The sequence below is a fragment of the Burkholderia sp. MSMB1498 genome (assembly GCF_001526245.1).
GTDB lineage: Bacteria > Pseudomonadota > Gammaproteobacteria > Burkholderiales > Burkholderiaceae > Burkholderia > Burkholderia savannae.
In genome coordinates this window covers 244,538-271,505 of sequence record NZ_LOYJ01000067.1, presented here as the reverse complement: position 1 = coordinate 271,505, position 26,968 = coordinate 244,538, and the positions used below count along the sequence as shown (strand labels likewise).

Below are 26,968 nucleotides of genomic sequence, written 5' to 3'. Positions count from 1 at the left end.
AATCGCCGTCGCGATAGAACGCGCGCGACGCCGACGCGATCCGTGAAATACAAGCGCAGCGCCCCGCCGCCCGTCAGCGCGCGGTAGCCGGCGACGCCAACGCGATCCGCGCCTTCTCCTCGGGGCTGCCCGCGACGAAATACTTTTTCGCCCACCGCGAATCGGGCTGCAACGCGAGCTTGCCGCGCGCGCCCGCATCCGCCCCCGCACCCGCTCCCGAGCCCGAGCCCGAGCCCGATTCGCCGCGCGAAGCAATCGCCAGCGCGCGCGCACGATAGTGCTCGTACAGTCGCAGAAATTCCGCGAGGTAGATCGCCGCGACGCGCGCATCGCGAATCTCGAGCAGGTTCTCGTCGTTGTAGTGCTCGGAGTTCGCGCTCATGTTCGCCGAGCCGCTGTAGACGATCGGATTGGCCCCCTCCGCATCGATCACGATGAACTTGTGGTGAACGACGACGGGCGGATAGGCGGGCGGCGCCTCGCCCGGAAAGAGCCGCAGCTCCGGCTCGAAGCCGTCCGGCACCGTCGCGGGCGAGAAGTACGCGGCGTCGATCACGTCGCGATTCGACCGGCTGCGGTGATACAGCTCGAGGTTCGCGAGGCGCGCCGCATCGAGTGTCTTGCCGTCGCGCTGGTCCGCGTCCGCCTGCTGCGCGCCGCGCGCGCTGATCGCGTTGACGAGCCCGAACATCATCAGCCCGCGGTCGCCCGCCGCAAAGCACGCGTCGCGCAGCGCGGCGTCGGTCGGCATGAAAAGGCAGAACGCGACCGAATGCTGCGCGCCGCGAATCGCGTCGACGATCGTGTCGATCTGCGTGCGCGCGCCGCGCGGCTCCGGCGAGAACGACACGCGCACGCGCGCCGAGCCGACTGCGACCGGCTCCGACCAGCCGGGCGCGAGCCGGGCCGTCTCGGCAATGCCCGGATTCGACGCGAGCGCATGCGCGCGGGCGTCGTACAGCTCGGCGAGCGCCGCCGATTCGAACGTGTGCAGCACGTTCGCCTGCTCGGTGATGCCTTCCGTCGTGAAGTTCGCCGAACCGGTCAGCACGCGCGCGGGCCCGGATTCGTCGCCCGCGACGATGAATTTGTCGTGCATGATCCGCGTCTTGTCGCGCGGCACGAGCATCGCGAGGCCCGTCAACTGCTCGACGGCCGGCTGGTTCGGCGAAGGCAGCGGCGCCTCGCCGCGGCCGCGCTTCGTCTCGTGCGCGTCGTAGACGATCGCGAGCGCATCCGCGCCGTGCGCGCGGCCGAACGCGTCGAATGCGGGAATCGCCCACAACGGATCGGTCAGGTGATAGACGGCCGACACGGCGCGCCGCGCAGCGCCGCCGAGCATCAGGCCGAAGGTTTCCTGCAGATCGTTCGCGAGCCACGTGCGCAAACGCCGCGCCGCGTCGGGCGACGGTGCGCCGCCGGCCGCGAGATCGAGCGCGCGGACCTGCCTCGCGAACGCCTGCGAGCTCACCACCGCGCGGTTGAACCACGTGCCGACGCCGTCCTCGACGTGCGCGGGCAGCGTGACGCTGCACACGCCCGCTTCGGCTTCGAGCACGCGCAGCGACGCGGGCGTGCCGACGACCGGATAGACGTCGTAGCGAAACGTCAGGCCGCGATCCGGCGGATCGATCCGCGCGTCCCACCACATGAATTTCTGGATCGGCGCCTGGTCGGTCGGCGCGTCGCCTTGCGTGTCGGCCGCGGGGCCGTCGAACGTCAGCCGGTTCGGCAGCCAGCTCGTCGCGGCGCGCGTCTTGCCGTCCGCCGTCCAGAAGCCGGGCGTGCGTTTGATCGCGAAGCCGAGAAAATCGTCGCGACGCCGCGCGTCGGGCCAGTCGAAGGCCAGCAGGACCAACGTCGGGGAAAGATAGCTGCGCACGCTGACGGACATCGCCGCCCTCCTCGGCTCATCGCCTTTCAAAGTCGAAGCGATGAGTGTTCAGCGCGCGCTTGCCGTGCGTGTGACGTTCCGATGAAGTTTCCGTGTCGTTTTGGCTTTGGCTTTGGCTTTGGCTTTGGCTTTGACGCGGCGGACGGCCGCGCGGCGAGCGTGGTAGGCGGCGGGCGGACGAAATCGGGCGATCGAGACGGAGCGACGCGAGGCGCAACGGCGTCCCGCAGCGCGCGATTTACGAAACAAGGTATGCGTCGCATGGTCGAGACGCTCGCCCGACGCACCGGCGCTCGCCCGCGAACGACAAAATCGAACATCCTCTGCACCCGCTCACGCTGCATCGCGTTGCCGCGCTTCGATGGATTGAGAGAAACTCAGCGCACGTCGTGCCGGAACCTCGCACGCTCGCGACACTCCCTCGATACCCCCGCGCTCATCCGCACGCGACGAAAACCGATCGTCCTCGGCACCCGCCCACGCTGCATCGCGTTGCCGCGCTTCGATGGACTGAGAGAAGTTCGGCGCACGTCGCGCCGGAATCTCGCACGCTCGCGACGCTCGCTCGACACCCCGGCGCTCAACCGCAGACGACGAGCTCGATCCCCCGCGACGTCAACGCCCGCCGCGTCGCCTTGTCCGGCGCGCGCTCGGTCACGAGAAAGCGCGCGGCGTCCGAGCCGTTGATCCGCACGGGCGTCACGCGCCCGAACTTCGAGTGATCGGCCACCACGATCGGCGCGGCCGCCGCCGCGAGCATCCGCCCGCGCACCTCGGCCACGACGCGCGAGTAATCGGTGAGCGTGCCGTCGGGCGTGATTCCGCCCGCGCCGACGAACGCGAAGTCGACGTGGTATTGCGCGAGCTGCTGGATCGTGTCGAGGCCGAACGTCGCGTCCTCGTCGTCGGACAGCTCGCCGCCGAGGAGCGTCACGCGGTTGCCGTTGCGGCGGCCGAGCACGCCGACGATTCGCCAGTCGTTCGTGTAGATGGCCAGCCGGTGGCGGTCGACGAGCGCGAGCGCGACCGCGTAGACCGTGCTGCCCGAGTCGAGCAGCACCGACGCGCCGTCGGGCACGAATTCGGCCGCGCGCCGGCCGATCGCACGCTTCGCGTCCGCGTGCGACGCGTCGCGCTCGGACACGCTCGGCTCATGCCGATCGGCCGCGAGCGCGCCGCCGTGCGTCGTGATCACGAGGCCGCGCGCGGCGAGCGCGTTCAGGTCGCGGCGGATCGTCTCGCGCGACACGGCGAGCGCGTTCACGAGCTGCGCGACCGACACCGCGCCCGTGCGGCCGAGTTCGGACAGGATGTAGCGATGACGTTGTTCTGCAAGCATGGCGCGCGGCGCGGCCGGGCCGCGGTCGGATCGAGGATGGCGAATGGCGGGCTATTGTAGTACGGCGCGATGAAGTCGCGCCGATCGCCTGCCGGTCCGGCCCTGCCCGCGCCACGCGTGTCATGTGCCCTCTGCCCTCTGCCCTCTGCCCTCTGCCCTCTGCCCTCTGCCCTCTGCCCTCTGCCGTCTGCCGTCTGCCGTCTGCCGTCTGCCGTCTGCCGCCAGCATGAATCGAATGCCAGCGGACCACGGACCGCGCGCCGCAAACCACAAACCACAAACCACCCTTACAGAATCGGACTTTCGCGCAACACGCGCGCGTCGCACGGACGGTTGCGCAGGAAGAGCGCGGACAGCACCGCGCCGACCAGCGCGATAGCGCCGGCGAGCACGAACGCGGACGCGAACGAGCCGCTGCGCTCGACGATGAACCCGGTGACGGCCGGCCCGACGACGCCCGACAGGCTCCCCATGCAATGCAGGCAGCCGCTGACCGCGCCGACGCGCTCGGGCGCGACGACGTCCTGCACGATCGCCCAGTAGATCGCCCCCGTCACGTAGAGGAAGAAGAGCGACACGGACATCAGCGCGATCGCGCCCTGCGTCGAGCGCACCGCGCCCGCGATCGCGACGCAGATCCCCGCGCCGAGCAGGCAGGTGACGAGCACGATCCGGCGCGACAGCATCGCGTTGCCGGTGAGCTTGTAGATCACATCCGAAACGAAGCCGCCGCACGCAAGGCCGACGGTGCCGACAAGCCACGGCACGACCGTCGCCACGCTCATCTCGCGGATATTCAGGTGATGCGCCTGCACGAGATAGCTCGGAAACCAGCTCAGGAAGAAAAACAGCACGTAGTTGTAGCCGAAGAACGCGACGCCCGTCGCGAGGATGCGCGGCTGCTTCAGATAATGCCGAAGCAACGGCGCATCGACGCCGCCCGCGGCCGCACGCGGCGCGGCCGCGGATACTGCACCGCCGGCGCCGGCAAGCCCCGCCGCGGACGAAGCCGAACCCGCCGCGGGCCGGTCCGACGTGGTCGCGACCCACACGAGCACCCACGCGAGGCCGATCACGCAGACGATCCAGAACGCCGGCCGCCAGCCGAACTGCACGGCGAGCATGCCGACGATCGGCCCGGCGATCGCGCCGCCGAGCGGCGAGCCCGCGCTCAACAGCCCCATCGCGGTGGCCGCCGATTCGCGCGGCAGCCAGTTGTTGACCATCTTGTTCGCGGCGGAGCAGAGCGGCCCCTCCGCCATGCCGAACAGCAGGCGCACGATCAGCAGGCTGACGAAGCCGACCGTGATCGCCGTCATCCCGCAAAAGATCGACCAGAGGCCGACGGCCAGCACGTAGACGAGCTTCGGCCCGAGCCGGTCGGACGCGAGGCCGCCGACGAAATTGAACAGCGCATAGCCGACGAAGAACGTGCTGAAGACGATGCCCATCTGCGCGGCGTCGATCCCGAGATCCTTCTGCACCATCGGCGCGACGATCGACAGCGCGACGCGATCGAGATAGTTGATGCCGTATACGATGAACAGCAGCAATACCGTGATCCACCCCATCGTTCTCTGATTCATGCCTGTCTCCTTCATGCCGACGCTGCCGGCGTTCCTATGATTTGTCGCTGCCGCTGGCGGCGGCGGTCGCGGGTCGAATGCGGACCGAATGCGGACCGAATGCGGACCGATCGCGGACCGGTTCGCGCGGCGCGCCGCCGGACAACCCGGCGCTCGGGCGGCTCGGGCGGCTCGCCACCCGTTGCCCCGCGCCACCGCCCTCTGTTCCTCTGCGTCGTCGTTGCCGCGGCCGGCCTCGCGCGCGGTCCGTCTCGCGCGAAACGCGAAACATGAAACGCAAGAGGCGGCGCACGGCGGACTGACGCGACCGACGGCATCGAGCGCCGCGCTCGCCTCGCCCGCGCTCAAGCGTCGAGCAACGGCCTCAGCAGCGCGTCCGTGCCGCGCTCGCGCAACGTCTCCAGATGCGAGCCGACGCGCGCCGTCAGCACATCGGGCCATCGCGCCGCGCCGCGCGACGCGAGCCGATCCAGCGCCGCGCGCACCGCGTCGGTCGCGCTGCACGCCGCATGCAGGGTTCGCGCGAGCGCGTCGGCGCCCGGATCGTCGAGCGCGAGCGGCTTGCCGGCCTCGTCGTGCGGGGCTTCCACGTAATGCAGCCACGCGGCGAGCGCACGCTCGAGATACGGCCGCTCGACGCCCGCCGCCGCGCTCTGCTCGAGCGCCGGCAGCCAGCGCAGCGGCACCTTCTGCGTGCCGTCCGTCGCGATCTGCGCGGTGCGATGCGCGAGCGCCGGGTTGCGAAAGCGCTCGATCAGCGACGCGCAATACGCGTGCACGTCGTAGCCGGCCGGCACGTCGACGGTCGCGAGCAGGTCGCGCGTCATCACGCCGCGCACGAACGCGTCGATCAGCGGATCGGCCATCGCATCGGACACCGTGCGCCGCGCGCGCAATTGGCCGACGTACGCGATCGCCGAATGCGAGCCGTTCAGCAGGCGCAGCTTCATCTTCTCGTACGGGCGCACGTCGGTCGCGACGAGCGCGCCCGCCTCTTCCCAGCGCGGCCGCGCGCCGGCGAAGCTGTCCTCGAACACCCACTGCGCGAACGGCTCGCAGACGATCGCCGCCTCGTCGCGCACGCCGATCCGCGCTTGGGCCCAGTCGAGCGATTCGGGCGTCGCGGCGGGCACGATCCGGTCGACCATCGTGTTCGGGAACGCGATGTCGTCGCGGATGCGCCGCGCGAGCGCGCCGTCGACCTGCTCCGCGTATTGCGCGAGCAGCGTGCGCAGCGTGTCGCCGTTCGACGGCATGTTGTCGCAGCAAACGACCGACAGCGGCGCGCCCGCCGGACGCCGCCGGATGCCGGCCGCGAGCACGCCGAGCGTCGTCCACGGCGCATCCGGCTGCTGCAGGTCGCGGCGGATCGCGGGATCGTCGGCGTCGAGCTCAGCGCCGCCCGCCTTGCGGTAATAGCCCTTCTCGGTGACGGTCAGGCTGACGATCGGCACGGCCGGATCGGCGATCAGGCCGAGGAGCGGCGCGAGCGCCTGCGGCGCGAACAGCGCGCGATGGACCGCGCCGACGATGCGGGTGCGCGCGGCGTCGCCGTCGCGCTCGGTGACCGAATAGAGATGATCCTGCGCGGCGAGCCGCTCGACGGTGTGCGGTCGCCGCAGCTCGACGCCCGCGATGCCCCAGCGCATGTCGCCGCGCTCGACGAGCGTCTCCGTGTAGCACGCCTGATGCGCGCGATGGAACGCGCCGAGGCCGAGGTGCACGATGCCCGTGCGCAGCGCGCGCCTGTCGTAGCGGGGATAGGACACCTCGGCCGGCAAATTGCGGCATTGATCGGACGAAAGAAGCGGCATGACGATTGAATTGGCGGTTTGTACCATGGTAGATATGTGACTTCCGGCAGAGTATTCCGAGTACACTCTCGGTTTTATTGGTGTATACGCTAAGTCGGCTTCCTTCCTCGCCAGATGTACCATGGTAGAAAGATGAAATGAACTGTGCCTCGCCCTTGATGAAGAACCCGTTGATGAGCGACAAGGAATCCACTGAAGACATCGTCGTCGCGGCGCTGCACGGCTTCGCGCTCGACGCCGACGCGTCGTACACGCAACAGGTGCACGCGCTGCTGCGCAACGCGATCGTGCGCGGCGCGCTGCCGCCGCGCACCGCGCTGTCGGAGGCGGTGATCTCGGCCACGATCGACGTGAGCCGCACGCCCGTGCGCGAGGCGCTCGCGCAACTCGCCGACGAACGGCTCGTGCAGATCTACCGCAAGGTCGGCACGCTCGTCGCGCCGATCTCGGTGTCGATGCTCGAAGAAGGACGCTTTGCGCGCAGCACGCTCGAATGCGCGAACCACGTCGATCTCGCGCAAAAGATCACGCCGGCGCAGCTCGAGGAACTCGCGCGCCTCGTCGGCGCGCAGCGCGACGCGGTGGCCGCGCGCGACGTCGACACCTTCTTCGCGCTCGACGAAACGATGCACGGCCGCATGTTCGAGTTCGCCGGCCGGCCGCACGTGTGGGAGATGCTGCAGCCGATGAAGCGGCAGTTCGACCGCGTGCGCTGGCTGCTGCTCGATCGCGTCGAGGACCACGCGCGCCGCGCGCTGCACGAACACGAGCAGATCCTCGCGCACATCGCGGCGCGCAACATGGCGCTGCTCGGCGCGTCGGTCGCGGTGCACGTCGACCGCGTGAGCTCCCATCTGCCCGAGGTGCGCGACCGCGCGCCGCACTACTTTGTCGACTGAACCACTCATCGGAGAAGCCGCGTGAAAATCGAACGGCTGAACATCATCGTCACCTGCCCCGGCCGGAATTTCGTGACGGTCAAGATCGTCACCAACGAAGGCGTCTACGGCCTCGGCGACGCGACGCTCAACGGGCGCGAGCTCGCCGTGCGCGCGTATCTCGAGGATCACGTGTTTCCGTGCCTCGTCGGGCGCGACCCGCGCAATATCGAGGACATCTGGCAATACCTGTACCGCGGCGCGTACTGGCGGCGCGGGCCCGTCACGATGACGGCGATCGCCGCGATCGACATGGCGCTGTGGGACATCCTGGGCAAGCTCGCCGGCATGCCCGTCTATCGGCTGCTCGGCGGCCGCAGCCGCGACGGGCTGATGGTGTACGGCCACGCGACCGGGCGCGACCACGAGGAAGCGATCGACGCCGTGCATCGGCACATCGAGGCGGGCTACCGCGCGATCCGCGTGCAGTCGGGCGTGCCGGGGCTGTCGAAGGTGTACGGCGTCGGCAAGACCGCGGGCGCGTACGAGCCCGCCGAAAAGGGCCTGCCGCCCGAGGAGCCGTGGGACACCGCGCTCTATCTGCGCCACACGCCGGAGCTCTTCCGCAAGGTGCGCGACGCGGTCGGCGACGCGCCGCATCTGCTGCACGACGCGCATCACCGGCTCACGCCGATCGAGGCCGCGCGCCTCGGCCGCGATCTCGAGCCGTACCGGCTGTTCTGGCTCGAAGACGCGACGCCCGCCGAAAACCAGGACGCGTTCCGATTGATCCGCAGCCACACGACGACGCCGCTCGCGGTGGGCGAGGTCTTCAATTCGATTTGGGACTGCAAGGATCTGATCCGCGACCAGCTGATCGACTACATCCGCGCGACGATCGTCCACGCGGGCGGCATCACGCACGTGCGCCGCATCGCCGACTACGCGGCGATGTACCAGGTCCGCACGGGCTTCCACGGCGCGACCGACCTGTCGCCCGTGTGCATGGCGGCCGCCGTAAACTTCGGCCTGTGGGCGCCGAACTTCGGCATTCAGGAGCTGATGCCGCACAACGCGCTGACCGACGAAGTCTTTCCGCACAGCTATCGCTTCGAGGACGGCCATCTCGTGATGGACGACGTGCCGGGCCTCGGCGTCGACATCGACGAGGCGCTCGCCGCGAAATATCCGTACGAGCGCGCCTACCTGCCCGTCGCCCGCCTGCGCGACGGCTCGATGTGGAACTGGTGAGCGGGTGAGCGCGTGCGCGCACGAACTACACGAAACGAAACACGAAGGAGAATCAGGACATGCTGAGCGTCGTCGTCGACCGGCCCAATAGCATGGGCGTGCGTGAATTGCCGACGCCCGCGCCCGCCGCGGGCGAAGTGCGCGTGCGCGTGCGTTATGCGGGCATTTGCGGTTCCGATCTGCACATCTTCCACGGCAAGAACCCGTTCGTCTCGTATCCGCGGATCATCGGCCACGAGTTCGTCGGGCGCATCGAATCGGTCGGCGCGGGCGTCGACGCGTCGCGCGTCGGCGAGATCGTCGCGGTCGATCCGGTCATCAGCTGCGGGCACTGCCATGCGTGCGCGATCGGGCGGCGCAACGTGTGCCGCAACCTGAGCGTGCTCGGCGTGCATCGCGACGGCGGCTTCAGCGAGTACGCCTGCGTGCCCGCGGCGAACGCGTACCGGATTCCGCCCGAGATCGCCGACACGTGCGCGGCGATCGTCGAGCCGTTCGCGGTCGCGGCGAACGCGACCGCGCGCACCGGCGTGCTGCCGTCCGACGTCGCGCTGATCTACGGCGCGGGCACGGTGGGCCTCACGCTGCTGCAGGTGCTCAAGCACGTCTACGGCATCCGCGCGTTCATCACCGATCGCCTCGACGAGCGCCTGGAACTGGCGCGCCGGTGCGGCGCTTCGGCCGACGAGGTGATCAACGCGGCGGCCGAAGCGCTGCCCGACGCACTGCTGCGGCGCGGCGTCGACGGCGGCCCGACGCTGATCTTCGACGCCGTCTGCCATCCGTCGATCCTCGAGGAAGCGGTGCGGCTCGCGGCGCCCGCCGGGCGGATCGGCGTGCTCGGCTTCTCGTCGGAGCCGTCGTCGATCGTGCAGGCCGAGCTGACGAAGAAAGAACTGACGCTGTGCGCGTCGCGGCTCAATTGCGCGATGTTCGCGCCGGTCATCGAATGGATCGCCAAGGGGCTCGTGCATCCGGAGCACATCGTCACGCACAAGGTCGATTTTCGCGACGTCGCGCATGCGTTCGATCTCGCGGAGCGCAATCCGCGCGAAAGCTGCAAGATCCTGCTGGATTTCGCGGCGGAGCCGGAGTGAAACGCACGAGACCGAGCGGAGCCTGACGCGGCTCGTCGGGCACGGTTGCGGCGGCGCGCAAAGCGTGACGCGGCGCGCGGGCGGCGGCGCACATCCGCACATCCGCACATCCGCACATCCGCGCAAATGCGCAAATACGCATTTGCGCGTTCGCCAACCGGCAAGGCCGCTCGGTCGCGCCGCGCGCGGTCGACAGCCAGCCGTGCGACGCGGGGATTCGTGCGGCGCCACACGCAGTTCGACACGCGCGGCGCACGGCGATTTCGGACGGGACGCACGCGCACGGGACGCACGCGCGATGCGCCGGGAACGCCATGCTCAGGCGCGCGTCGCGCGGCCGCCCGCAGCCCCATGGCTTCGCGATCGATACGGGAACGACGCGCAGCGAACCCGCGCCGAGCTCAAGCGCAATCGCGATCGATCGGGGCGACGCGCCGAATCAAGCGCTACCCGCACTCCACTCCGGCAACCTCCCTTCGCAGCCGACGCGCGCCTTCGAGACGGACGAACAGAACGGACGAACCAAACGAAGCCCCCAAAACGGAGGACCCGAACCGGCGGCCCACACGAACGAGCAATTCAGTATTTCGCGTCGCGCGGCAATCGCCTTCGCCGCACGTTGCTAAACTCGCGGGCTCGACCACCAGCCAACCGACAGGGGTGCACCGATGTACCGCAAAGGCATCGTCCTCGAAATCCAGTTCCCGCCTGAACGGCTCAACGACACCGCCGGCGATCCGTACTGGATCGATCTCACGCTCGACGAAGCGCGCCGGCTGCATCAGCAGTTGAACGCGCGCTTCGCGACCGAAGCGAGCGCGAACCAGCCGCTCGATACGTTCTCGATCGACTGACGCCGGGCCGCGATCGCGCGCAGCCGCCGGCTGTGCAGAATCCGACAAGACGGCCGCGCCCGGGTGCGCGATACTCGGCGGCTTCCACGTCATGCCGGCTTCGTCCGGTCCGCTTCGCATGCCGGTTTCCGCTTCTCTCGCCGCCGCGGCGTTCGTCGCGCTGTGGTCCACGGGCTTCATCGTCGCCCGCGCGATCAAGCCTTACGCCGATCCGAACCTGTATCTGCTCGCGCGCTTCTCGGGCACCGCGCTCCTCTATGCGTGCGTCGCGCTCGCCGTCCGCGCGCCGTGGCCCGCGCGGCGCGATTGGGGACGCCATCTGTTCGCAGGGGCGCTGCTGCAAGGCGTCTATCTGAGCGCGAGCTACTGGGCCGTCGCGCAAGGGCTCAACGCCGGCGTGATGGCGCTCCTCGGCGCGCTGCAACCGCTCGCGACCGCCGCGCTCGCCGCGCCGCTCTTCGGCGAGCGGCTGTCCGCGCGGGGCTGGCTCGGCATGGCGCTCGGCGTGGCGGGCGTCGCGCTCGTGCTCGCGCCGAAGCTCGACGCCGCCCCCGCGACGGCGGGCGGCGCGCCCGCATGGGTCGTCGTCGCGATCGCGGTCGCGGCCGTCGCGTCGATCACGGCCGGCTCGCTCTATCAGAAAACCTCGCTCGCGCAGACCGACTTGCGCACCGCGGTTGCGTTGCAGAACTTCGGCGCCGCGCTCGTCGCCGGCGCCGCCGCCGTCGTGCTCGGCGAAACCCGCTGGCACGGCACGCCCGCGCTGTGGGTTTCGCTCGCATGGGGCGTCGGAATGCTGTCCGGCGTCGCGGTGATGCTGCTGATGGCGATGTTGCGGCGGGGCGAGGCGGCGCGCGCGACATCGCTGCTGTTCCTCGCGCCGCCCCTCGCCGCGCTGCAGGGCTACGCATTCTTCGGCGAAACGCTCGTGCCGCTGCAGATCGCCGGCTTCGCGGCCGCGCTCGCCGGCGTCACGCTCGCGCGCCGCCGTTGACGGCCGGCGTGCGCGCGCGAATCCGCCTATGATCGAACCTTCGATTCCGTCGCCGAGGAGCGCGCCGATGTCCCGCCCCGATCACGCCGCCCGCCAGCAGGCGATCGCAGCCGAGCTGCACGTTTCGCCGTCGTTCGACGCGCACGACGAAGCCGAGCGCCGGATCGCGTTCCTCGCCGACTACCTGCGCGCGGCCGGATTGCGCGCCTACGTGCTAGGCATCAGCGGCGGCGTCGATTCGTCGACGGCGGGCCGGCTCGCGCAACTGGCCGTCGAGCGGCTGCGCGCGTCGGGCTACGACGCGCGCTTCGTGGCGATGCGGCTGCCGTACGGCGCGCAGCATGACGAAGCGGACGCACAGCGCGCGCTCGCGTTCGTGCGCGCGGACGAAACGCTCACGGTCAACGTGAAGCCCGCCGCCGACGCGATGCTCGCCGTGCTCGCCGCGGGCGGCCTCGCGTATCTCGACCACGCGCACCAGGACTTCGTGCTCGGCAACATCAAGGCGCGCGAGCGGATGATCGCGCAATACGCGGCCGCGGGCGCGCGGCGCGGCGTCGTGATCGGCACCGATCACGCGGCGGAATCGGTGATGGGCTTCTTCACGAAATTCGGCGACGGCGGCGCGGACGTGCTGCCGCTCGCGGGCCTGACCAAGCGCCGCGTGCGCGAGGTCGCGCGCACGCTCGGCGCGGACGAGCGGCTCGTGACGAAGACGCCGACCGCCGATCTGGAAACGTTGCGCCCGCAACTGCCCGACGAGCACGCATACGGCGTCACTTACGAGCAGATCGACGACTTCCTCGAAGGCAAGCCGGCCGACGAAGCGGTGAGCGAGACGGTGCTGCGGTTCTACGACGCGACACGCCACAAACGCGCGCTGCCTTATACGATGTTCGATTGGCCGGGCCGCGCGACGTAAGCGCGCAGACGATGTCGATTCGGTATCGTTTTTTCGATGCGCCGTGCGGCCGGCTTTCGCGTCGACGGCGGCTTTCGCATCGCGCGGCGCAATCCGATGCGGTCTCGTCGGCGCGGGCACGCATTCGCGTTCGCGACGACGGTGGCGTGCGGCTCCGGGCTCCCGTTTCTTGGCCTTTCGCTTCCGAATTCCGGCCTCTGGCACTGCGCTTCCGGCTTGTTGCCGCTGACTCCCGATTTGCAGTGCCTGCCTCGCGCCTCGCGCCAGTTGCTGCATTGACGGCTCGCCATTCAGCCATCGCGCTCGCCGCCGCCCGGAGCCGGCGATCCGGAAGCCGGCGATGCGCGCGTGCCGTCCTCGACGCGCGGGCCGCCCGGGCCGCCGGTTTCGTGCGCGCGATCCGCACCGCCCGGCGCAGCGCCGCCGCTCGCCGCGGCCGTGTCGTCCGCGGCACGGGCACCGCCGGCCGGCTCGATCGCCCTCGCCGCATCCGCATCCGCGCCCGCCGCGGGCTCGACGCCGCGCCGCGCACCCGCGCCGTCACCGACCGCGCCGACGCTGCGCGCCGAACCCGCATCGCGCCCCCCGGCCCCCACACCACCCGCCCCGGCGCCGGCGTTCGCGCCTGCATCGCTCGCAGCCTCGGCACGCCCGGCCGGAACGGCGCCGCTCGCGGCCGAATCCGCGCCGCCCGTCTCTGCGAGCGTCGCCCGCACGAGCGCCGCGCTCATCCATTTGACGACGGTCATGAACTGCTGGAAGTCGAGCCCCCAGATGTCCTTCAGCACGACCATCGCCTCGGTGCCGTAGAGCAGCGACAGCGCCTGCGCGAGCCGCGCGGCCGCGGCCGGATCGACGCCCGCCTGCACCATCGGCTCGACCGCGAGCGTCAGCAGCCGGCGGCGATTGCCGCGCCGGTACTTCGGCTCGTCCTGCGCGCGCCGCGCGCGCTCGTTCGCCCATTGATGCAGCGCGACCTGCAGCGCGGCACGCAATGCGCCCTCGTGCTGCTCCATCCGCGGATACGCGAAGTCGAGCAACTCGTTGACGCGCGCCTCGACCGACGTCGACGTCGGCCGCCATTGCAGCACCGGCCCGAGGCTTTCGTCGACGACGGTGCTCACGAGCGCCGCCTGGGAGGGGAAATAACGGTAAGCGGTCGCGCGCGACACGCCGGATGCGTTCGCGAGCTCGGTGATCGACGGAAACCAGCCTTGCTCGAGCATCGACAGCGCGGTTTGCAGCAGCAGCTCGCGGGTCTGCGCGCGAGTCTCGGACAGCGGTTCCGGTGCGGATTCGGTAGTTGGCATGTGTTTTGTGAGGACGACCGCTGAGACGGCCGTCTCATCTGTGTTAAAGTGATCGCGGAATCGAATCGCGGTGACATCGTGCGACAAACGAACGATTGGCGAAGGAGACCAAATGGTACCCCACCGTAAACAGATCTACGTTGCGGCAACCGTTGATACAAAAGGCGCGGAAGCGCATTTCGTCAAGGACCGGATCGTCGAATCGGGGCTTTCGGCGGTCGTCGTCGACCTATCGACCCGCACGCCGGGCCTCGCGGCCGACATCGGCGCGGACATCGTCGCCGCGCACCATCCGGACGGCGCGTCCGCCGTATTCTGCGACGATCGCGGCCGCGCGATCGCCGCGATGGCGGTCGCGTTCGAGCGCTACCTCGCGAGCCGCGACGACGTCGCCGCGCTGATCGGCATCGGCGGCTCGGGCGGCACGGCGCTCGTCACGCCGGCGATGCAGGCGCTGCCCGTCGGCGTGCCGAAGCTGATGATCTCGACGATGGCGTCGGGCAACGTGTCCGCGTACGTCGGCTCGTCGGACATCGCGATGCTCTATTCGGTGACGGACGTCGCCGGCCTGAACCGGATCTCGCGCCAGGTGCTCGCGAACGGCGCGCACATGATCGCGGGCGCGGTGCGCGACATGCAGCCGTTGCCCGGCGACCTGAAGCCCGCGCTCGGCCTGACGATGTTCGGCGTGACGACGCCGTGCATCCAGGCGGTCACGTCGCGGCTCGAAGCGCGCTTCGACTGCATCGTGTTCCACGCGACCGGCAACGGCGGCCATGCGATGGAGAAGCTCGCGGACAGCGGCCTGCTCGACGGCGTGCTCGATCTCACCACCACCGAAGTCTGCGACCTGCTGATGGGCGGCGTGCTCGCGTGCGGCGAGGATCGCTTCGACGCGATCGCGCGCAGCAAGACGCCGTACGTCGGCTCGTGCGGCGCGCTCGACATGGTGAACTTCGGCCACATCGACACGGTGCCGCCCCGCTACGCCGGCCGCCTGCTGTACAAGCACAATCCGCAAGTCACGCTGATGCGCACGACGCCGGCCGAGAACCGCCTGATCGGCGAGTGGATCGGCGCGAAGCTGAACGCGTGCGACGGCCCCGTGCGGTTCCTGATTCCCGAAGGCGGCGTGTCGGCGCTCGACGCGCCGGGCCAGGCGTTCTGGAGCCCGGAAGCCGACGCGGCGCTGTTCGACGCGCTCGAGGCGACGGTCGTCCAGACAGAGCGCCGCCGCCTCGTGCGCGTGCCCGCGCACATCAACGATCCACGGTTCGCCGACGTCGCCGTCGAACACTTCTTATCGCTTCTCGCAGCACACCGGAATTGAAGATGAAGAGACTTTCACGCGCCGAGATCCTCGAGAAACTGCGCGCGGCCATTGCGCGCGGCGAGCCGATCATAGGCGGCGGCGCGGGGACGGGCCTGTCCGCGAAATGCGAGGAAGCGGGCGGCATCGACCTCATCGTGATCTACAACTCGGGCCGCTACCGGATGGCCGGGCGCGGCTCGCTCGCGGGCCTGCTCGCGTACGGCAACGCGAACGAGATCGTCGTCGACATGGCGCGCGAGGTGCTGCCCGTCGTCAAGTCGACGCCCGTGCTCGCCGGCGTGAACGGCACCGATCCGTTCTGCAACTTCGACGCGTTTCTCGACGAGCTGATCCGGCTCGGATTTTCCGGCGTGCAGAACTTCCCGACCGTCGGCCTCATCGACGGCAACTTCCGCGCGAATCTCGAGGAGACCGGGATGGGCTACGCGCTCGAAGTCGACATGATCCGCCTCGCGCACGGCAAGGGCCTGCTGACGACGCCTTACGTGTTCAGCGAAGCCGACGCGATCGCGATGGCCGAAGCCGGCGCGGACATCGTCGTCGCGCATCTCGGCCTCACGACGGGCGGCACGATCGGCGCGAACACCGCGCGCACGCTCGCCGATTGCGTGCCGCTCGTGCGCAACTGGGCCGATGCGGCAAAATCCGTGCGCGACGACGTGATCGTGCTCTGCCACGGCGGCCCGATCGCGTCGCCCGAGGACGCCGCGTACATCCTGCGCGCGTGTCCGCAGTGCCACGGTTTCTACGGCGCGAGCTCGATGGAGCGCCTGCCCGCCGAAACCGCATTGACCGACATGACGCGGCGCTTCAAGGAGATCGACAGGCGCATCGCGTCATGACCCGCGCGCGAAGCGCGCGCCTTGCACGAGAAACCGAACGACGATGAACCACACCTCCTTCGCCAGCAGTGTCATCGACGCGCCGATTGAGCGCGTCTGGGCGTTCTTCCGCGATTTCGACGGCCTCGCCGCGTTCCATCCGGCGATCGTCGAGAGCCGGCTCGAGCCCGGCCCGGACGCTTACACGGTGGGCGCGATCCGCCATCTGACGCTGTCGGACGGCTACGTCCGCGAAAAACTGCTGAAGCTCGACGAGCCGAATCACGCGCTCGAGTATTCGATCATCGAGACGTCGATGCCGGTGCGCGACTATGTCGCAGGCGTGGAGCTCTTCCCCGTCACCGATTCGGGCAAGACGTTCGCGCAATGGTGGGCGAACTTCACGACGCAAGGCGTCGAGTTGCAGCCGGTCGCGGCGTCGATCAGCGAGCACGTGTTCGCGGCCGGGTTCCGCTCGCTCGCGGACAGGTTGCGCGCGCGCTGACTTGCGTGCGCGCTGACGTGTCGCACGCAGCCGTGCCGTTTCGTCGCGCCGCCGCCCATCGCGGGCATCGCGCGCGGCTTGCCGGCGAGCTTCGCCGCCGCCTTGCCGCACCGCCCATGCGCGGCGCGGCGGCACGGCGACGCAGCGCCGCCGGCCGTTTCTCGGGTTCTGGCAATGGCCCTCGGATAAAGCCGGAACCTTTTTGGCCGACCGTGACCGGTCGGCCACTTTCTATCCGCAAGCGCGCCGCGCACGACGGCGCATCCCCACGCAGCAGACGAACGGATCGCGCGTAACGCGCGATCCGTTCGCACACCGCAATACCTGCGACAAGCGGGCGCAGCCGCTTCTCCAGAAATTCATCTGGATTAAGTTATTCGCCGCCCCGCGCCTGCCCACAAAGATGCATTTGCTGCGCATCAATACTCGCCTGCCTCGCGATCGATAGCTTGGAGGAAACGAAGCCAGCGAGGGGCTAATCATGAAAGAAGACCTGCAATCGATCCGTGGCCAACTGCGCGCCACGTTCCTGTCCGTCCTGTTCGGCGCCGTCGTCGCGACGAGCGCGCATGCCGCAACGGCGAGCGCATCCGGCAAGATTCCCGGCGACTTCGGCCCGCCGCAAGGCGAGCCGATCCACGCGACGCTCGTGAGCCCGCCGAACGTGCCGCCGCCCATCGCTCGCCGCTATCCGGCGAAAGTCATCGTCGATCTCGAAGTGATCGAGAAAGTGATGCCGATCGCGGACGGCGTGAACTACACGTTCTGGACCTTCGGCGGCGCGGTGCCCGGCAACTTCATCCGCGTGCGGCAAGGCGACACGGTCGAGTTCCATCTCAAGAACCGTCCGGACAGCAAAATGCCGCACAACATCGATCTGCACGCGGTGACGGGGCCGGGCGGCGGCGCGACGTCGAGCTTCACCGCGCCCGGCCACGAATCGCGCTTCACGTTCAAGGCGCTGAACGAAGGGCTCTTCGTGTATCACTGCGCGACCGCGCCCGTCGGCATGCATGTCGCGAACGGGATGTACGGCCTGATTCTCGTCGAGCCGCCCGAAGGGCTGCCGAAGGTCGACCACGAGTACTACGTGATGCAGGGCGATTTCTACACGAACGGCAAATATCGCGAGAAGGGGCTGCAATCGTTCGACATGGACAAGGCGATCGACGAGCGCCCGACCTACGTCGTCTTCAACGGCGCCGAAGGCGCGCTGACGGGCGACAAGGCGATGCGCGCGCGCACCGACGAGACGGTGCGCCTCTTCATCGGCAACGGCGGGCCGAATCTCGTGTCGAGCTTCCACGTGATCGGCGCGGTGTTCGACAAAGTGCGCGCGGACGGCTCCAGCGTCACGCAGAACGACGTGCAGACGACGCTGATTCCGGCGGGCGGCGCGGCGACGATCGAATTCCATACGCGCGTGCCGGGCAACTATACGTTCGTCGATCACTCGATCTTCCGCGCGTTCAACAAAGGCGCGCTCGCGATCCTGAAAGTCGACGGTCCGGACAACAAAGCAATTTATTCGGGCAAGGAGCTCGATACGCTCTATAGCGGCGACAGCGTCAACGCCGCGGCGGGATCGGGTTCAACGGGATCGCCGGCGGCGGCCGCCGGCACGAAAGACGGCACGAAAGGCGGCGCCTCGCTCGTCAAAACGAGCGGCGCGCCGCTGTCGCTGCCGGCGCAAGTGAAAGCGGGCGGCGCGGTGTTCGCGAGCACTTGCGCCGTGTGCCATCAGAGCAGCGGCACCGGCTTGCCGGGCGTGTTCCCGCCGCTTGCCGGCTCCGATTTCCTGGCGGCGAATCCGCAGCGCGCGATCGGCATCCTGCTGCACGGGCTGAACGGCAAGGTGACGGTCAACGGCCGCGACTACGACTCGGCGATGCCGCCGATGGCGCAGCTGACCGACGACGAGGTCGCGAACGTGCTGACGTACGTGCTCAACAGCTGGAACAATCCGGGCGGCCGGATCGGCGCGGACGAAGTCGCGAAGGCGCGCGCGAAGACGCCCGCCGTCGCCGAGGCGTCGCACTGACCGCCGACATCGGGGAGAACCGCCATGCGCGCCTCGAAACCGTCGTCCATGTGTTGCGCCGCGAGCGCGGCCCGGCTGGCCGGCATCGCGATCGCCGCGGCGCTTGCCCTCGCCGCGGGCGGCGCGCACGCCGCGCGCTTCGTGCGGCTGCCGGGCGGCGACTTCGAAAGCGCGCTGCCGCAGGACGTCCCAGGCCGCTCGGCGCCCGTTCGCATCGACGCGTTCGAACTGCAGGACACGCCCGTGACCGTCCGCGCGTTCTCGGCATTCGTGAGCGCGCATCCCGAATGGCGGCGCGACCGCGTCGCGCGCGTGTTCGCCGGGCCCGCGTATCTCGCCGACTGGGCCGATCCGTTGCATGCGGCGCCGCAAACGCCGCCCGACGCGCCCGTCACGGGCGTCAGCTGGTTCGCCGCGCGTGCGTACTGCGCCAGCGAACGCGCGCGGCTGCCGACGTGGCTCGAATGGGAATACGCGGCGGCGGCCGACGCGACGCGCCCCGACGCGCGCAACGATCCGCTGTGGCGCCGGCAGATTCTGTCGTGGTACGAACAGCCCGCCGCGCGCGTGCTGCCGCCCGTCGGCGGCGTGCCGAACGTCTACGGCGCACGCAACCTGCACGGGCTGATCTGGGAATGGGTCGACGATTTCAATGCGCTCTTCATCAGCGGCGACAGCCGCACGCAAGGCGACCCGGACCAGCAACGATTCTGCGGCGCCGGCGCGATCAGCATCGTGCGCCGCGACAGCTACGCGGTGCTGATGCGCGTCGCGCTGCTGTCTTCCCTCACCGGCGCGGATTCGACCGGAAGCCTCGGCTTTCGCTGCGCCCGTTCGATTTCAGGAGATCAACGATGAAACCAGGACATCGCATCCGGCGCGGCGCGCTCGCGCTGTGCGTCGCAGCATGCGTCGCGACGACCGCTCGAGGCGCGGGCGTCGCCACATCGGCCGCGGCCACCGCGGCCGCCACCTCGGCGGCGACGGATTCGCTCTATCAGACGAGCACGCTGCTGACCGATCAGGATGGCAAAACATTTCGTCTCGCCGATTTGCGCGGAACGCCGACGCTCGTCAGCATGTTCTATACGTCGTGCAAGATGGTGTGCCCGATGCTGTTCGAGACGATCGGCCTCACGCTCGACGCGGGCGGCGAAGCGGCGCGCAAGCGAATCAAGGTCGTCGCGGTGACGATCGATCCCGATCGCGATTCGGTCGCGGTGCTGCGCAAGACGGCGAACGCGCACGGCCTCGACGCGCGCTGGCGGCTCGCGCGCACCGACCGCGACAACACGCGGACGGTCGCCGCGCTGTTCGGCGTTCAGTACCGGAAGCTCGCGAGCGGCGAGTTCAATCATTCGAGCACGATCGTGCTGCTCGACGCCGACGGCCGCATCGTCGCGCGTACGAACACGCTCGGCGAGACGGACCCGGCGTTCGTCGACGCGATGCGCAGGCAGCTCGCCGCGCAATGAGGCGAAGCGCAGTGCGCGGTGCGCGGTGCGCGGTGCGCGGTGTGCGGTGTGCGGTGTGCGGTGCGCGGCGCGGCGCGGCGTAGAGCGTGCGCGCTTCGGCCAGCGCGCACGCGTCGAAATAAAAAAGCGATCGCCAATCACGGCGATCGCGAAAGCCGCCTGTTCCGAGGCAGATCGGAAGGGCTGACAGGCGGTGGCCTAACTCATCGCGCGATCACGGCTTGCCTTCTTTGCGGCCGCTTTCACGCGGATCGATCATCGGATGCCGGACGAATCAGGCGCGCCGACACAGCCGGGCGCGAACAAGCGGCGCGTGGCGTGATGAAAATGGACGAACGCCGTGCGCGCGTGCCCGCATGAAAATGCTTGCGCGCGCAACACGCTGCCCGGGCCGAGCGATCGGCGCTCGTCACGCATGTCACGGCGGCTGCCGCCGATGCGAGCATGCAGCGCCGCCATCGTTGCCGTGAAGCTCGGCCAGCGATCGTGCGCTCTCACGCGCATCCGTCAGTCAAATCCGGAGCAACGTCCGCACATCGGCCTAGGGCCTGTTCCCGCTAATAACGGGCTTGCGCTGGCCGCCAGAAGGGCCGAGCGCAAGGATTGCGACGAAGCGAATACTCGACGTATTCGCGAGGAGCATGACGCAGCGATCGGCCCTTCTGGCGGCCAGCCCCTCGACGGATTTTTTCGATCACGGGAACGTGCCTTTGCGCCCGCATGGCGGCGTCGTTCGTCGTTGCAATAGCGACGGCTATTGCGCCTCCTCTCTCCTTGCCATGCGGGCGCAAAGGCACGTTCGCAAGCCCGTTATTAGCGGGAACAGGCCCTAGCCGGTTTATCTCGTCGTCGCCTTCTTAAGCGAGGCTCACTGAATCCCCGCAGCCTCCGCCACGCCGCCCGGCGGCCACGCATACAGGCAGCACCCCACGAATTGCCCGTTCCTTCCACCCGGCGCGAGCATCGATTCAACTGATCGATTGATCCCCGCCGCATCCCGATCTTGTCCGTCTACCGGGCCGCATCGACCTATCGCATTGCCTCGACCTGAACCCTTTCGGCGCTCCTCCAGCATTTCGACTGACCGATTTCCCTGTCAATGACGATTCCGCTCAGCGATCGGAACCTGGGATTTCATCGACACATCGAATCGCGTCCGCGATCTGAGCATTTTTTCGCTGGCTTCGTCATTCGACAGACGGATTACAAGCACGATCTGCAACTTCTTTTTTTAAGAACCCAGACAGCTACTGCGCCAAGCCTATTTCCATATTGCAAAAACAATAATTATCTTAACGGAGATAATATGGATGAATTGGCAACCCATCGAAACTCGTAGATCTAACAGGTACTCCCTCCGTAACCGACCGAGCGGCACCACACTCGGCACAAGCCATGTGCACGCGCCCACAACCATTCATGTCCAACATGCACAAATGGATAATCGAACATATATTATTTATATCTTTAATTCATTTCCACAAACTTTACGCCCTCCGCCAAAACACAAAACAATCGAAACCATCCCGATCAAAAAAACGAATGAATCGGCCTTCCGGATTGACCGCACAATCTCTCGCAGATCCCGTTTTACCCGCCGATTAACAACGGAACCATCGGGTATCATGCCGAAGCTCGTCGAATGAACAAGGTTCTTCCGTCCACGCGCCTGAACGACCGAATTTGGTTGATCGAGAATCGAAATACCGAAACCAGGAATCCAAAAAACATGAATTCATCGCCGAACCGAGGCGCCATGGAGCTTGGCAAGCAATCCAAGTACGAATCCACGTACAACCCGGAGAAGCTTTTCGCGATTCCGCGCACGATCAAGCGCGAGGAAATCGGCATCACGGGCCCGTTGCCGTTCTTCGGCGTCGACGTGTGGAACCACTACGAGCTCTCGTGGTTGACGCCGCGCGGCGTGCCGCGCGTCGCGATCGCGACGATCGTCGTGCCGTGCGCATCGCCGAACGTGATCGAGTCGAAATCGATGAAGCTGTATTTCAACACCTTCAACAACACGTCGTTCGAGACTCCGGCTGACGTCGAGCGCATCGCCGCGCAAGACCTGTCGCGCTGCGCGGGCGCGCCCGTTTCCGTCACGCTCGAGCCGCTGGAGCGCGCCGCCGCGCGCCACATCGGCACGCCGGCCGGCACGTCGATCGACGAGCAGGACATCGCGATCGACGCATTCGACGTGGACCGGCGGCTCCTCGCGACGCATGACGAACAGGTCCGCGAAACGCTCTATTCGAACCTGCTGAAATCGAACTGCCTCGTGACGGGACAGCCCGACTGGGGTACGGTCTCGATCGCCTACGAAGGCCGGCGCATCGATCGCGAGGCGCTGCTCAGGTACGTCGTGTCGTTTCGCAATCACGAGGAATTCCACGAGCAATGCGTCGAGCGGATTTTCAAGGACATTCAGCAACGATGCGCGCCCGCACGGCTGACCGTCGCGGCCCGCTACACGCGCCGCGGCGGCATCGACATCAACCCGGTTCGCAGCAGCGAGCCGCTGCACGACGTGCCGAATCCGCGCTTGATCCGACAATAGCCCGCCTCGCAGGCCGATCATGGAATACGCTTCTCATGAAATCGCAGACGTCATCGAGCCGTCGCTCGACAACGATGCGTTGCTCGTCCTGGTGCGCGTGTGCGATTCCGGCGCCACCTTCAAGATGTCGCCGCGCGAGCTGAACACGAAATCGTGGCTCGGCAAGTTCTCGCGCGAGGACGTCGCGCACATCGGCTTTCTCAACGCCGCCACTTACACGGACGGGCTCGTCCCGCTGTCGTACTTCCCTACGCGCAAGCATCGACTGACGCCCGCCGTCTTGCTGCTCGCGCTCGTCTATGTCGGCTTCCTGATGCTGTCGAACGTGACGGGCGCGCGCGTCATCGAGCTCAGGATCGATGGGCTGCCGCTTCTCGGCGCCGTCAGCTTCGGCATTCCGGCGGCGCTGATCGCGTTTCCGATGACCTACGCGTTCAGCACGATCATCACCGAGGTCTACGGATATCGCGTCAGCCGCCTGGTGATCTGGGGCGGGCTGGCGGTGAACCTGATGTTCATCATCGGCACCTGGCTGCTGTCGCTACCGCCCGCGTTGCCCAGCTGGGAGGCGCGAAACCCGACGCTCGCCGCCGCATACCCGGCGCTCGCGCTCGAATTCGCCCGAACGTTCGTCGCGTCGACCATCGCGTATTTCTGCGGCGAGTTCATCAACACGACGTTTCTCGCGAAACTCAAGATCGCGACGGCCGGCCGCCATCTGTGGGCGCGCATCGTGTCGAGCACCGGCGTCGCGATCGTGATCGACAGCACGCTGTTCTGCGCGATCCTCTTCTGGGGGCGGCTGCCGCGGGACGTCGTGCTGACGATGATCGGCATCCAGATAGCCTTCAAGCTGATCTACGAGCTCGTGCTGCTGCCCGTCGTCACGACCGTGTCGAAGCGCCTCAAGCGCGTGGATCAGATCGACTACTACGACTATCACACGAGCTTCAATCCATTCTCGTTCAAGGATTGATGAGGCGCGACTCGGTCACGACGCCGAGCACCGCAACGCCCCGGCCGAAAGCGTCGACCGTCTGCGCGTGCGGCGCGCCGACGCTTTTGAGCCGGACGGCCTCGCCGTCCTCGATCACGCGGCGCAGCGCCGGCTCGCCGCCGTCGATCGCGGCGACGACCATCTGAGCGTCGCGAAACGCGAGGCCCGGCTCCACGATCACGACCGACCCTTCGCGAAACCGCGGCGCCATCGACGGTTTCGTACGCGCCGCAAACGCGCCGGGGCCGCGCGGCGTATCGACCGTCACCCATCGCGTGTTGCGGGCGGCGTTGTCATGGCCGCGCGAGAAATCGAGCATCTCGTCCCATTCGAGAATCGGAATCGGGTAGACGCGCTCGCTATGCAGCAGATACCCGACGGTCGAAGCGAGCGCATCGGCGATCGCCAATACGGTGCTGATGCGCGGATCTTCGGTCGACATCGACAGCACGCGGCTCAAGGTCGCCGGCGAGATGCCGGTCTGACGCGCCTGCGGCGCGCGTCGATGCGGCGCAGAGACCCGCCTTCGCCCGGGCTTCGCCATGCCGCGCCCGGCGGATTCATGCGCGACACACGCGCCGTGCTCGCACTTGAGCGAATCCGAATTTCCACGATTCAGGATTCGATCGAACCACGCGTGCACGCTCCGACTGGCAACATCGTTCGCCAGCGCCGAGGAATTCGGATGCGCCGCGCCGCTGACGCGGCTACCAGCCGAATTTCAATTCCGCGCCCAGATAATCCGCGTTTCGACCGCCCGCGGCGCGGATCGCGTCGCCGATCTGAAAATGCACGATTTCGAGCGCCGCCGCCAGATTCGCCGTCACCGCCCAATCGGCGCGCAACTGCGTGTAGAAACCGGTCCACTTGCCGCCGCGCCCCGCCGTGCCCGGCACGGGCGACGCGCCCTGCGCATAGACCGCGTCCGCCGTCGTCGCGCGCCACTGAAGCCCGACCGCCGCGAGCAGCGTGAGCGCGTTGCTCGGCTTCAACGTGACCGACGGCTTCACGTGAATCAAATTCGTATAGCCGGTGTAGCCGGCGAGCGCGAAGTAGTAGCCGTTCGGGAACAGCGGATTGAACGTCTCGATGCGGCCGTCGTGCGGGTGCCGGTCGCCCGACGCGGCGTCGACCTGCAAGCCGACGCGCGGCGTCCAGCGCACGTTGGCGAACGTATAGCCCGCGAGCGAGCCCACCGCCCACGCGTCGATGCGCTGCGCGCCGACGTGCCCCGACTGGAGCATGCCTTCGACGTCCCAATCGACGTTGCGCTGCCTGCCCGCGTACCGGACATCGAACACGTCGCGATGCTCCGCACCCGAGCCGTCCAGAAACCGGGCCTGCGCCCGGTTGTACCGCGAGTAATAAGCGGACAGATCGCCGGGCCCCACGCCCTGACGTTCGATGCGCACGCCGCTGAACGTGAGATTGCGGTTCGACACGTCGTCGAATGCGTGATCGTCGCGATACTGGACGGGCTGCGTCGCATAGCCGATGAAGCGCCACGGGCCCTCTTCCCAGTCGGCCCAGATTCCGTCGAACGCCTGGCGCACGTTCGGGCCGTCGCGCACCGACACGAAGCGCTGCAAGTCGAACGCCATCTCCTGGCGGCCGATTCGCGCCTTGAAGACGCCGGGCCCGATCGCGCCGGCATAGGTCACGAACGCCTGGCGCAGATCCACGCGATTGCGATCGACGGAGCCGACGTCGTCCTTGCCGAACGTGCGCGCGTCCTCGAGCTGCACGAACACCTGCACGTGCCCGGCGATTCGCAGGTCGGCATGCACCTGTGCGCGCTGCAGCACGTAGGTGTCGTCGTGCGCGCGGCCGAGGCCGAACAGCGGCGCGTCGTTCATCTCGAGCCGCTCGCGCAGCACCGCGCCGAGCGACAGATACGTGTCGCTGCGGCCGAGCAGCGGCAGGTATTTCAGCGCATCGAGCGGCCTGCGCGGCACGCACGGGTCCGCGAGCGCCGACCAATCCTCCTGCCAGCGATTGAACAAGATCGCCGGACGCGCCTTCGTGCAGGATGATGCGTCCGGCGATGCGGGTGACGTGGGTGACGTGGGTGACGTGGGCGACGTGGGCGACGTGGGCGACGTGGGCGACGCTGGTGACGTGGGCGACGTCGGCGACGCTGGCGACGCTGGCGACGCGGGTGACATGGGCGACGCATCCGCCGCATGCGCGCGCACCGCCGCGAACAGCGACATCAGCGCCCAGCAACCGAGCGCGGAAACGCGGCGCATCGTCATTGCGCGTCGTGCACTTCCGCGATATAGCCGCCGGGGAACGCGAGCATCGCGGTGCGCCCGGCCTGCGTGCGATAGGGCTGCGCCAGAACCTTGACGCCCGCCGCCTGCGCGTTCTCGAGCGTCGCATCGAGGTCGGCGACCGCGTAGCCGGTCGTTTCGCGGCCGTACGGATACGGCAGCTTGCCGTCGGTCACGAACGCGGCGACGCGTCCGAAAGTCGATTCGATCACGATCTTGCGCACCTCGGCGCCCGGCCGGCCGATTGCGCCGCCGTCTTCGCGACGGTTGTCGGAGACGATCTTGCCGTGCGAAAACCGGACCCAGCTCTTGACGAAGCGATCCGCCTCGTACGGCGACAGATAGACGCGATTGTCCGGAACCGTCGCGAGCGGCGCGTAAGACGGCGCCTTCCGGTGCCAATACAGCTGCATCATCACGCCGCCCGGCCAGCGAACGACGGCGTCGCGGCCGATCGGGTCGTCGAACGAATCGACGACGATGTCCGCGCCGGCGGCCCGCGCGGCCTTCACCGCGTCGTCGAGATCCGTCACGAGATAGCCCGTGCGCTCGGCGCCGAACGGATAGGGAATCGGCGTCTTGAACCCGAATACCGACAGCATTCCCACCGGCGTCTGCACGTATTGCGACAGCGTTTCGCTCGGCGTCGGCGTGACGGTGAGCGTCACGCGCGGCGACGCCTTCCCGCCGAACGTCGCGACGAAGCTGTCGACGAACGCGTCCAGATCGGGAACCGCGACGTAGACATGCGTCGTGTCGTATTGCGGCCCGACGGCGACCGGCGGCGCCGATGCGATCGCGCGCGCGGATTCGGCGGCGGCGCCCGCATCCGCATCCGCGAAAGCGGCGGGCATCTGCGCGAAGCCGAACATCAGGGCGGCCAGCAAGGCCGAACGTATTCCCGAGCGTCGTATTTGCATGCTTGTTTCCCAAAGTGGTGAAGTCATCGACATGCCGCGCCGGCGCCTGCTGCGCGCCCGCGCGGCGTTTGGTCCGGCCAGCCGGCCCCGGGGACGAGTCCGCC

Annotated in this window: 22 protein-coding genes; 14 read left to right on the top strand and 8 right to left on the bottom strand. The window is 68.3% G+C overall.

Annotation, left to right across the window (positions count from 1 at the left end):
- Positions 1–73 precede the first annotated feature (73 nt).
- From WS91_RS15045 to WS91_RS15030, 4 genes are all read right to left on the bottom strand, one after another.
- Complete coding sequence (locus WS91_RS15045; protein ID WP_059670507.1) at positions 74–1,894, bottom strand: phospholipase D-like domain-containing protein; 1,821 nt, start codon at positions 1,892–1,894, stop codon at positions 74–76.
- A 580-nt stretch (positions 1,895–2,474) separates the two neighbouring features.
- Positions 2,475–3,233 carry a DeoR/GlpR family DNA-binding transcription regulator gene (locus WS91_RS15040; protein ID WP_038753945.1) on the bottom strand — a complete coding sequence of 253 codons (759 nt, stop codon included), beginning with the start codon at positions 3,231–3,233 and terminating at the stop codon, positions 2,475–2,477.
- A 287-nt stretch (positions 3,234–3,520) separates the two neighbouring features.
- Positions 3,521–4,819 (bottom strand): MFS transporter, encoded by a 1,299-nt coding sequence (locus WS91_RS15035; protein WP_038753987.1) that lies wholly within the window; start codon positions 4,817–4,819, stop codon positions 3,521–3,523.
- A gap of 344 nt (positions 4,820–5,163) precedes the next feature.
- Complete coding sequence (locus WS91_RS15030; protein ID WP_059670506.1) at positions 5,164–6,633, bottom strand: mannitol dehydrogenase family protein; 1,470 nt, start codon at positions 6,631–6,633, stop codon at positions 5,164–5,166.
- 173 nt (positions 6,634–6,806) lie between these two features.
- On the opposite strand from WS91_RS15030, the gene WS91_RS15025 reads away from it, so the two are divergent.
- The 6 genes from WS91_RS15025 (at position 6,807) to nadE (ending at position 12,629) form a co-directional block, all read left to right on the top strand.
- A complete protein-coding gene (locus WS91_RS15025) occupies positions 6,807–7,532 on the top strand; it encodes a GntR family transcriptional regulator (RefSeq protein ID WP_059670536.1) in 726 nt (241 codons plus the stop codon).
- A 21-nt stretch (positions 7,533–7,553) separates the two neighbouring features.
- A complete protein-coding gene (manD, locus tag WS91_RS15020) occupies positions 7,554–8,762 on the top strand; it encodes a D-mannonate dehydratase ManD (protein WP_038753951.1) in 1,209 nt (402 codons plus the stop codon).
- A 59-nt stretch (positions 8,763–8,821) separates the two neighbouring features.
- Positions 8,822–9,859, top strand: a complete 1,038-nt coding sequence (locus tag WS91_RS15015; protein ID WP_038753954.1) for a Zn-dependent oxidoreductase — start codon at positions 8,822–8,824, stop codon at positions 9,857–9,859.
- A 668-nt stretch (positions 9,860–10,527) separates the two neighbouring features.
- Positions 10,528–10,713, top strand: a complete 186-nt coding sequence (locus WS91_RS15010) for a hypothetical protein (RefSeq protein WP_059670505.1) — start codon at positions 10,528–10,530, stop codon at positions 10,711–10,713.
- A 91-nt stretch (positions 10,714–10,804) separates the two neighbouring features.
- Complete coding sequence (locus tag WS91_RS15005) at positions 10,805–11,707, top strand: DMT family transporter (protein WP_052145194.1); 903 nt, start codon at positions 10,805–10,807, stop codon at positions 11,705–11,707.
- 67 nt (positions 11,708–11,774) lie between these two features.
- The gene (gene nadE, locus WS91_RS15000; RefSeq protein WP_059670535.1) at positions 11,775–12,629 is read left to right on the top strand and encodes an ammonia-dependent NAD(+) synthetase; all 855 of its coding nucleotides are present in this window, start codon (positions 11,775–11,777) and stop codon (positions 12,627–12,629) included.
- 290 nt (positions 12,630–12,919) lie between these two features.
- Here nadE and WS91_RS14990 read toward each other — a convergent pair whose 3' ends face one another.
- The gene (locus WS91_RS14990) at positions 12,920–13,939 is read right to left on the bottom strand and encodes a TetR/AcrR family transcriptional regulator (protein ID WP_052145195.1); all 1,020 of its coding nucleotides are present in this window, start codon (positions 13,937–13,939) and stop codon (positions 12,920–12,922) included.
- A gap of 112 nt (positions 13,940–14,051) precedes the next feature.
- On the opposite strand from WS91_RS14990, the gene WS91_RS14985 reads away from it, so the two are divergent.
- The 8 genes from WS91_RS14985 (at position 14,052) to WS91_RS14945 (ending at position 23,650) form a co-directional block, all read left to right on the top strand.
- The gene (locus WS91_RS14985; RefSeq protein ID WP_038753968.1) at positions 14,052–15,269 is read left to right on the top strand and encodes a Tm-1-like ATP-binding domain-containing protein; all 1,218 of its coding nucleotides are present in this window, start codon (positions 14,052–14,054) and stop codon (positions 15,267–15,269) included.
- Positions 15,270–15,271: 2 nt separating this feature from the next.
- Positions 15,272–16,114, top strand: a complete 843-nt coding sequence (locus WS91_RS14980) for a phosphoenolpyruvate hydrolase family protein (protein WP_059647481.1) — start codon at positions 15,272–15,274, stop codon at positions 16,112–16,114.
- Positions 16,115–16,157: 43 nt separating this feature from the next.
- Entirely contained in the window at positions 16,158–16,598 is a 441-nt protein-coding gene (locus tag WS91_RS14975) for an SRPBCC family protein (protein WP_059647483.1), read from the top strand.
- Positions 16,599–17,079: 481 nt separating this feature from the next.
- Positions 17,080–18,639 carry a copper-containing nitrite reductase gene (gene nirK, locus WS91_RS14970; protein WP_059670504.1) on the top strand — a complete coding sequence of 520 codons (1,560 nt, stop codon included), beginning with the start codon at positions 17,080–17,082 and terminating at the stop codon, positions 18,637–18,639.
- 24 nt (positions 18,640–18,663) lie between these two features.
- Positions 18,664–19,497: a formylglycine-generating enzyme family protein gene (locus WS91_RS14965; RefSeq protein ID WP_059670503.1), complete on the top strand. Its 834-nt coding sequence runs from the start codon at positions 18,664–18,666 to the stop codon at positions 19,495–19,497.
- A complete protein-coding gene (locus WS91_RS14960; protein ID WP_059670502.1) occupies positions 19,494–20,114 on the top strand; it encodes an SCO family protein in 621 nt (206 codons plus the stop codon). Before WS91_RS14965 ends, WS91_RS14960 begins: the two co-directional genes overlap by 4 nt.
- A 1,756-nt stretch (positions 20,115–21,870) precedes the next feature.
- Positions 21,871–22,674, top strand: a complete 804-nt coding sequence (queF, locus tag WS91_RS14950) for an NADPH-dependent 7-cyano-7-deazaguanine reductase QueF (protein WP_231752029.1) — start codon at positions 21,871–21,873, stop codon at positions 22,672–22,674.
- A gap of 19 nt (positions 22,675–22,693) precedes the next feature.
- On the top strand, positions 22,694–23,650 hold the full coding sequence (locus WS91_RS14945) for a queuosine precursor transporter (RefSeq protein WP_059670499.1): 957 nt from the start codon (positions 22,694–22,696) through the stop codon (positions 23,648–23,650).
- Here the strand turns inward: WS91_RS14945 and WS91_RS14940 are convergent.
- The 3 genes from WS91_RS14940 to WS91_RS14930 all read right to left on the bottom strand — a co-directional run bounded on the left by WS91_RS14940 (position 23,640) and on the right by WS91_RS14930 (position 26,816).
- Positions 23,640–24,215 carry a S24 family peptidase gene (locus tag WS91_RS14940; protein WP_059670534.1) on the bottom strand — a complete coding sequence of 192 codons (576 nt, stop codon included), beginning with the start codon at positions 24,213–24,215 and terminating at the stop codon, positions 23,640–23,642. The genes WS91_RS14945 and WS91_RS14940 overlap by 11 nt on opposite strands.
- Positions 24,216–24,378: 163 nt before the next feature.
- Entirely contained in the window at positions 24,379–25,926 is a 1,548-nt protein-coding gene (locus WS91_RS14935; RefSeq protein ID WP_059670498.1) for an alginate export family protein, read from the bottom strand.
- Entirely contained in the window at positions 25,923–26,816 is an 894-nt protein-coding gene (locus tag WS91_RS14930) for a VOC family protein (protein ID WP_038743828.1), read from the bottom strand. Before WS91_RS14930 ends, WS91_RS14935 begins: the two co-directional genes overlap by 4 nt.
- Positions 26,817–26,968: the final 152 nt, after the last annotated feature.

Excerpts from the sequence above, each read along its gene's own strand:
- WS91_RS15045 (WP_059670507.1), bottom strand. The coding sequence starts at position 1,894 with ATGTCCGTCAGCGTGCGCAGCTATCTTTCCCCGACGTTGGTCCTGCTG.
- WS91_RS15040 (WP_038753945.1), bottom strand. The coding sequence starts at position 3,233 with ATGCTTGCAGAACAACGTCATCGCTACATCCTGTCCGAACTCGGCCGC.
- WS91_RS15035 (WP_038753987.1), bottom strand. The coding sequence starts at position 4,819 with ATGAATCAGAGAACGATGGGGTGGATCACGGTATTGCTGCTGTTCATC.
- WS91_RS15030 (WP_059670506.1), bottom strand. The coding sequence starts at position 6,633 with ATGCCGCTTCTTTCGTCCGATCAATGCCGCAATTTGCCGGCCGAGGTG.
- WS91_RS15025 (WP_059670536.1), top strand. The coding sequence starts at position 6,807 with ATGAGCGACAAGGAATCCACTGAAGACATCGTCGTCGCGGCGCTGCAC.
- WS91_RS15015 (WP_038753954.1), top strand. The coding sequence starts at position 8,822 with ATGCTGAGCGTCGTCGTCGACCGGCCCAATAGCATGGGCGTGCGTGAA.
- WS91_RS15010 (WP_059670505.1), top strand. The coding sequence starts at position 10,528 with ATGTACCGCAAAGGCATCGTCCTCGAAATCCAGTTCCCGCCTGAACGG.
- WS91_RS15005 (WP_052145194.1), top strand. The coding sequence starts at position 10,805 with ATGCCGGCTTCGTCCGGTCCGCTTCGCATGCCGGTTTCCGCTTCTCTC.
- nadE (WP_059670535.1), top strand. The coding sequence starts at position 11,775 with ATGTCCCGCCCCGATCACGCCGCCCGCCAGCAGGCGATCGCAGCCGAG.
- WS91_RS14990 (WP_052145195.1), bottom strand. The coding sequence starts at position 13,939 with ATGCCAACTACCGAATCCGCACCGGAACCGCTGTCCGAGACTCGCGCG.
- WS91_RS14985 (WP_038753968.1), top strand. The coding sequence starts at position 14,052 with ATGGTACCCCACCGTAAACAGATCTACGTTGCGGCAACCGTTGATACA.
- WS91_RS14980 (WP_059647481.1), top strand. The coding sequence starts at position 15,272 with ATGAAGAGACTTTCACGCGCCGAGATCCTCGAGAAACTGCGCGCGGCC.
- WS91_RS14975 (WP_059647483.1), top strand. The coding sequence starts at position 16,158 with ATGAACCACACCTCCTTCGCCAGCAGTGTCATCGACGCGCCGATTGAG.
- nirK (WP_059670504.1), top strand. The coding sequence starts at position 17,080 with ATGAAAGAAGACCTGCAATCGATCCGTGGCCAACTGCGCGCCACGTTC.
- WS91_RS14965 (WP_059670503.1), top strand. The coding sequence starts at position 18,664 with ATGCGCGCCTCGAAACCGTCGTCCATGTGTTGCGCCGCGAGCGCGGCC.
- WS91_RS14960 (WP_059670502.1), top strand. The coding sequence starts at position 19,494 with ATGAAACCAGGACATCGCATCCGGCGCGGCGCGCTCGCGCTGTGCGTC.
- queF (WP_231752029.1), top strand. The coding sequence starts at position 21,871 with ATGGAGCTTGGCAAGCAATCCAAGTACGAATCCACGTACAACCCGGAG.
- WS91_RS14945 (WP_059670499.1), top strand. The coding sequence starts at position 22,694 with ATGGAATACGCTTCTCATGAAATCGCAGACGTCATCGAGCCGTCGCTC.
- WS91_RS14940 (WP_059670534.1), bottom strand. The coding sequence starts at position 24,215 with ATGGCGAAGCCCGGGCGAAGGCGGGTCTCTGCGCCGCATCGACGCGCG.
- WS91_RS14935 (WP_059670498.1), bottom strand. The coding sequence starts at position 25,926 with ATGACGATGCGCCGCGTTTCCGCGCTCGGTTGCTGGGCGCTGATGTCG.
- WS91_RS14930 (WP_038743828.1), bottom strand. The coding sequence starts at position 26,816 with ATGTTCGGCTTCGCGCAGATGCCCGCCGCTTTCGCGGATGCGGATGCG.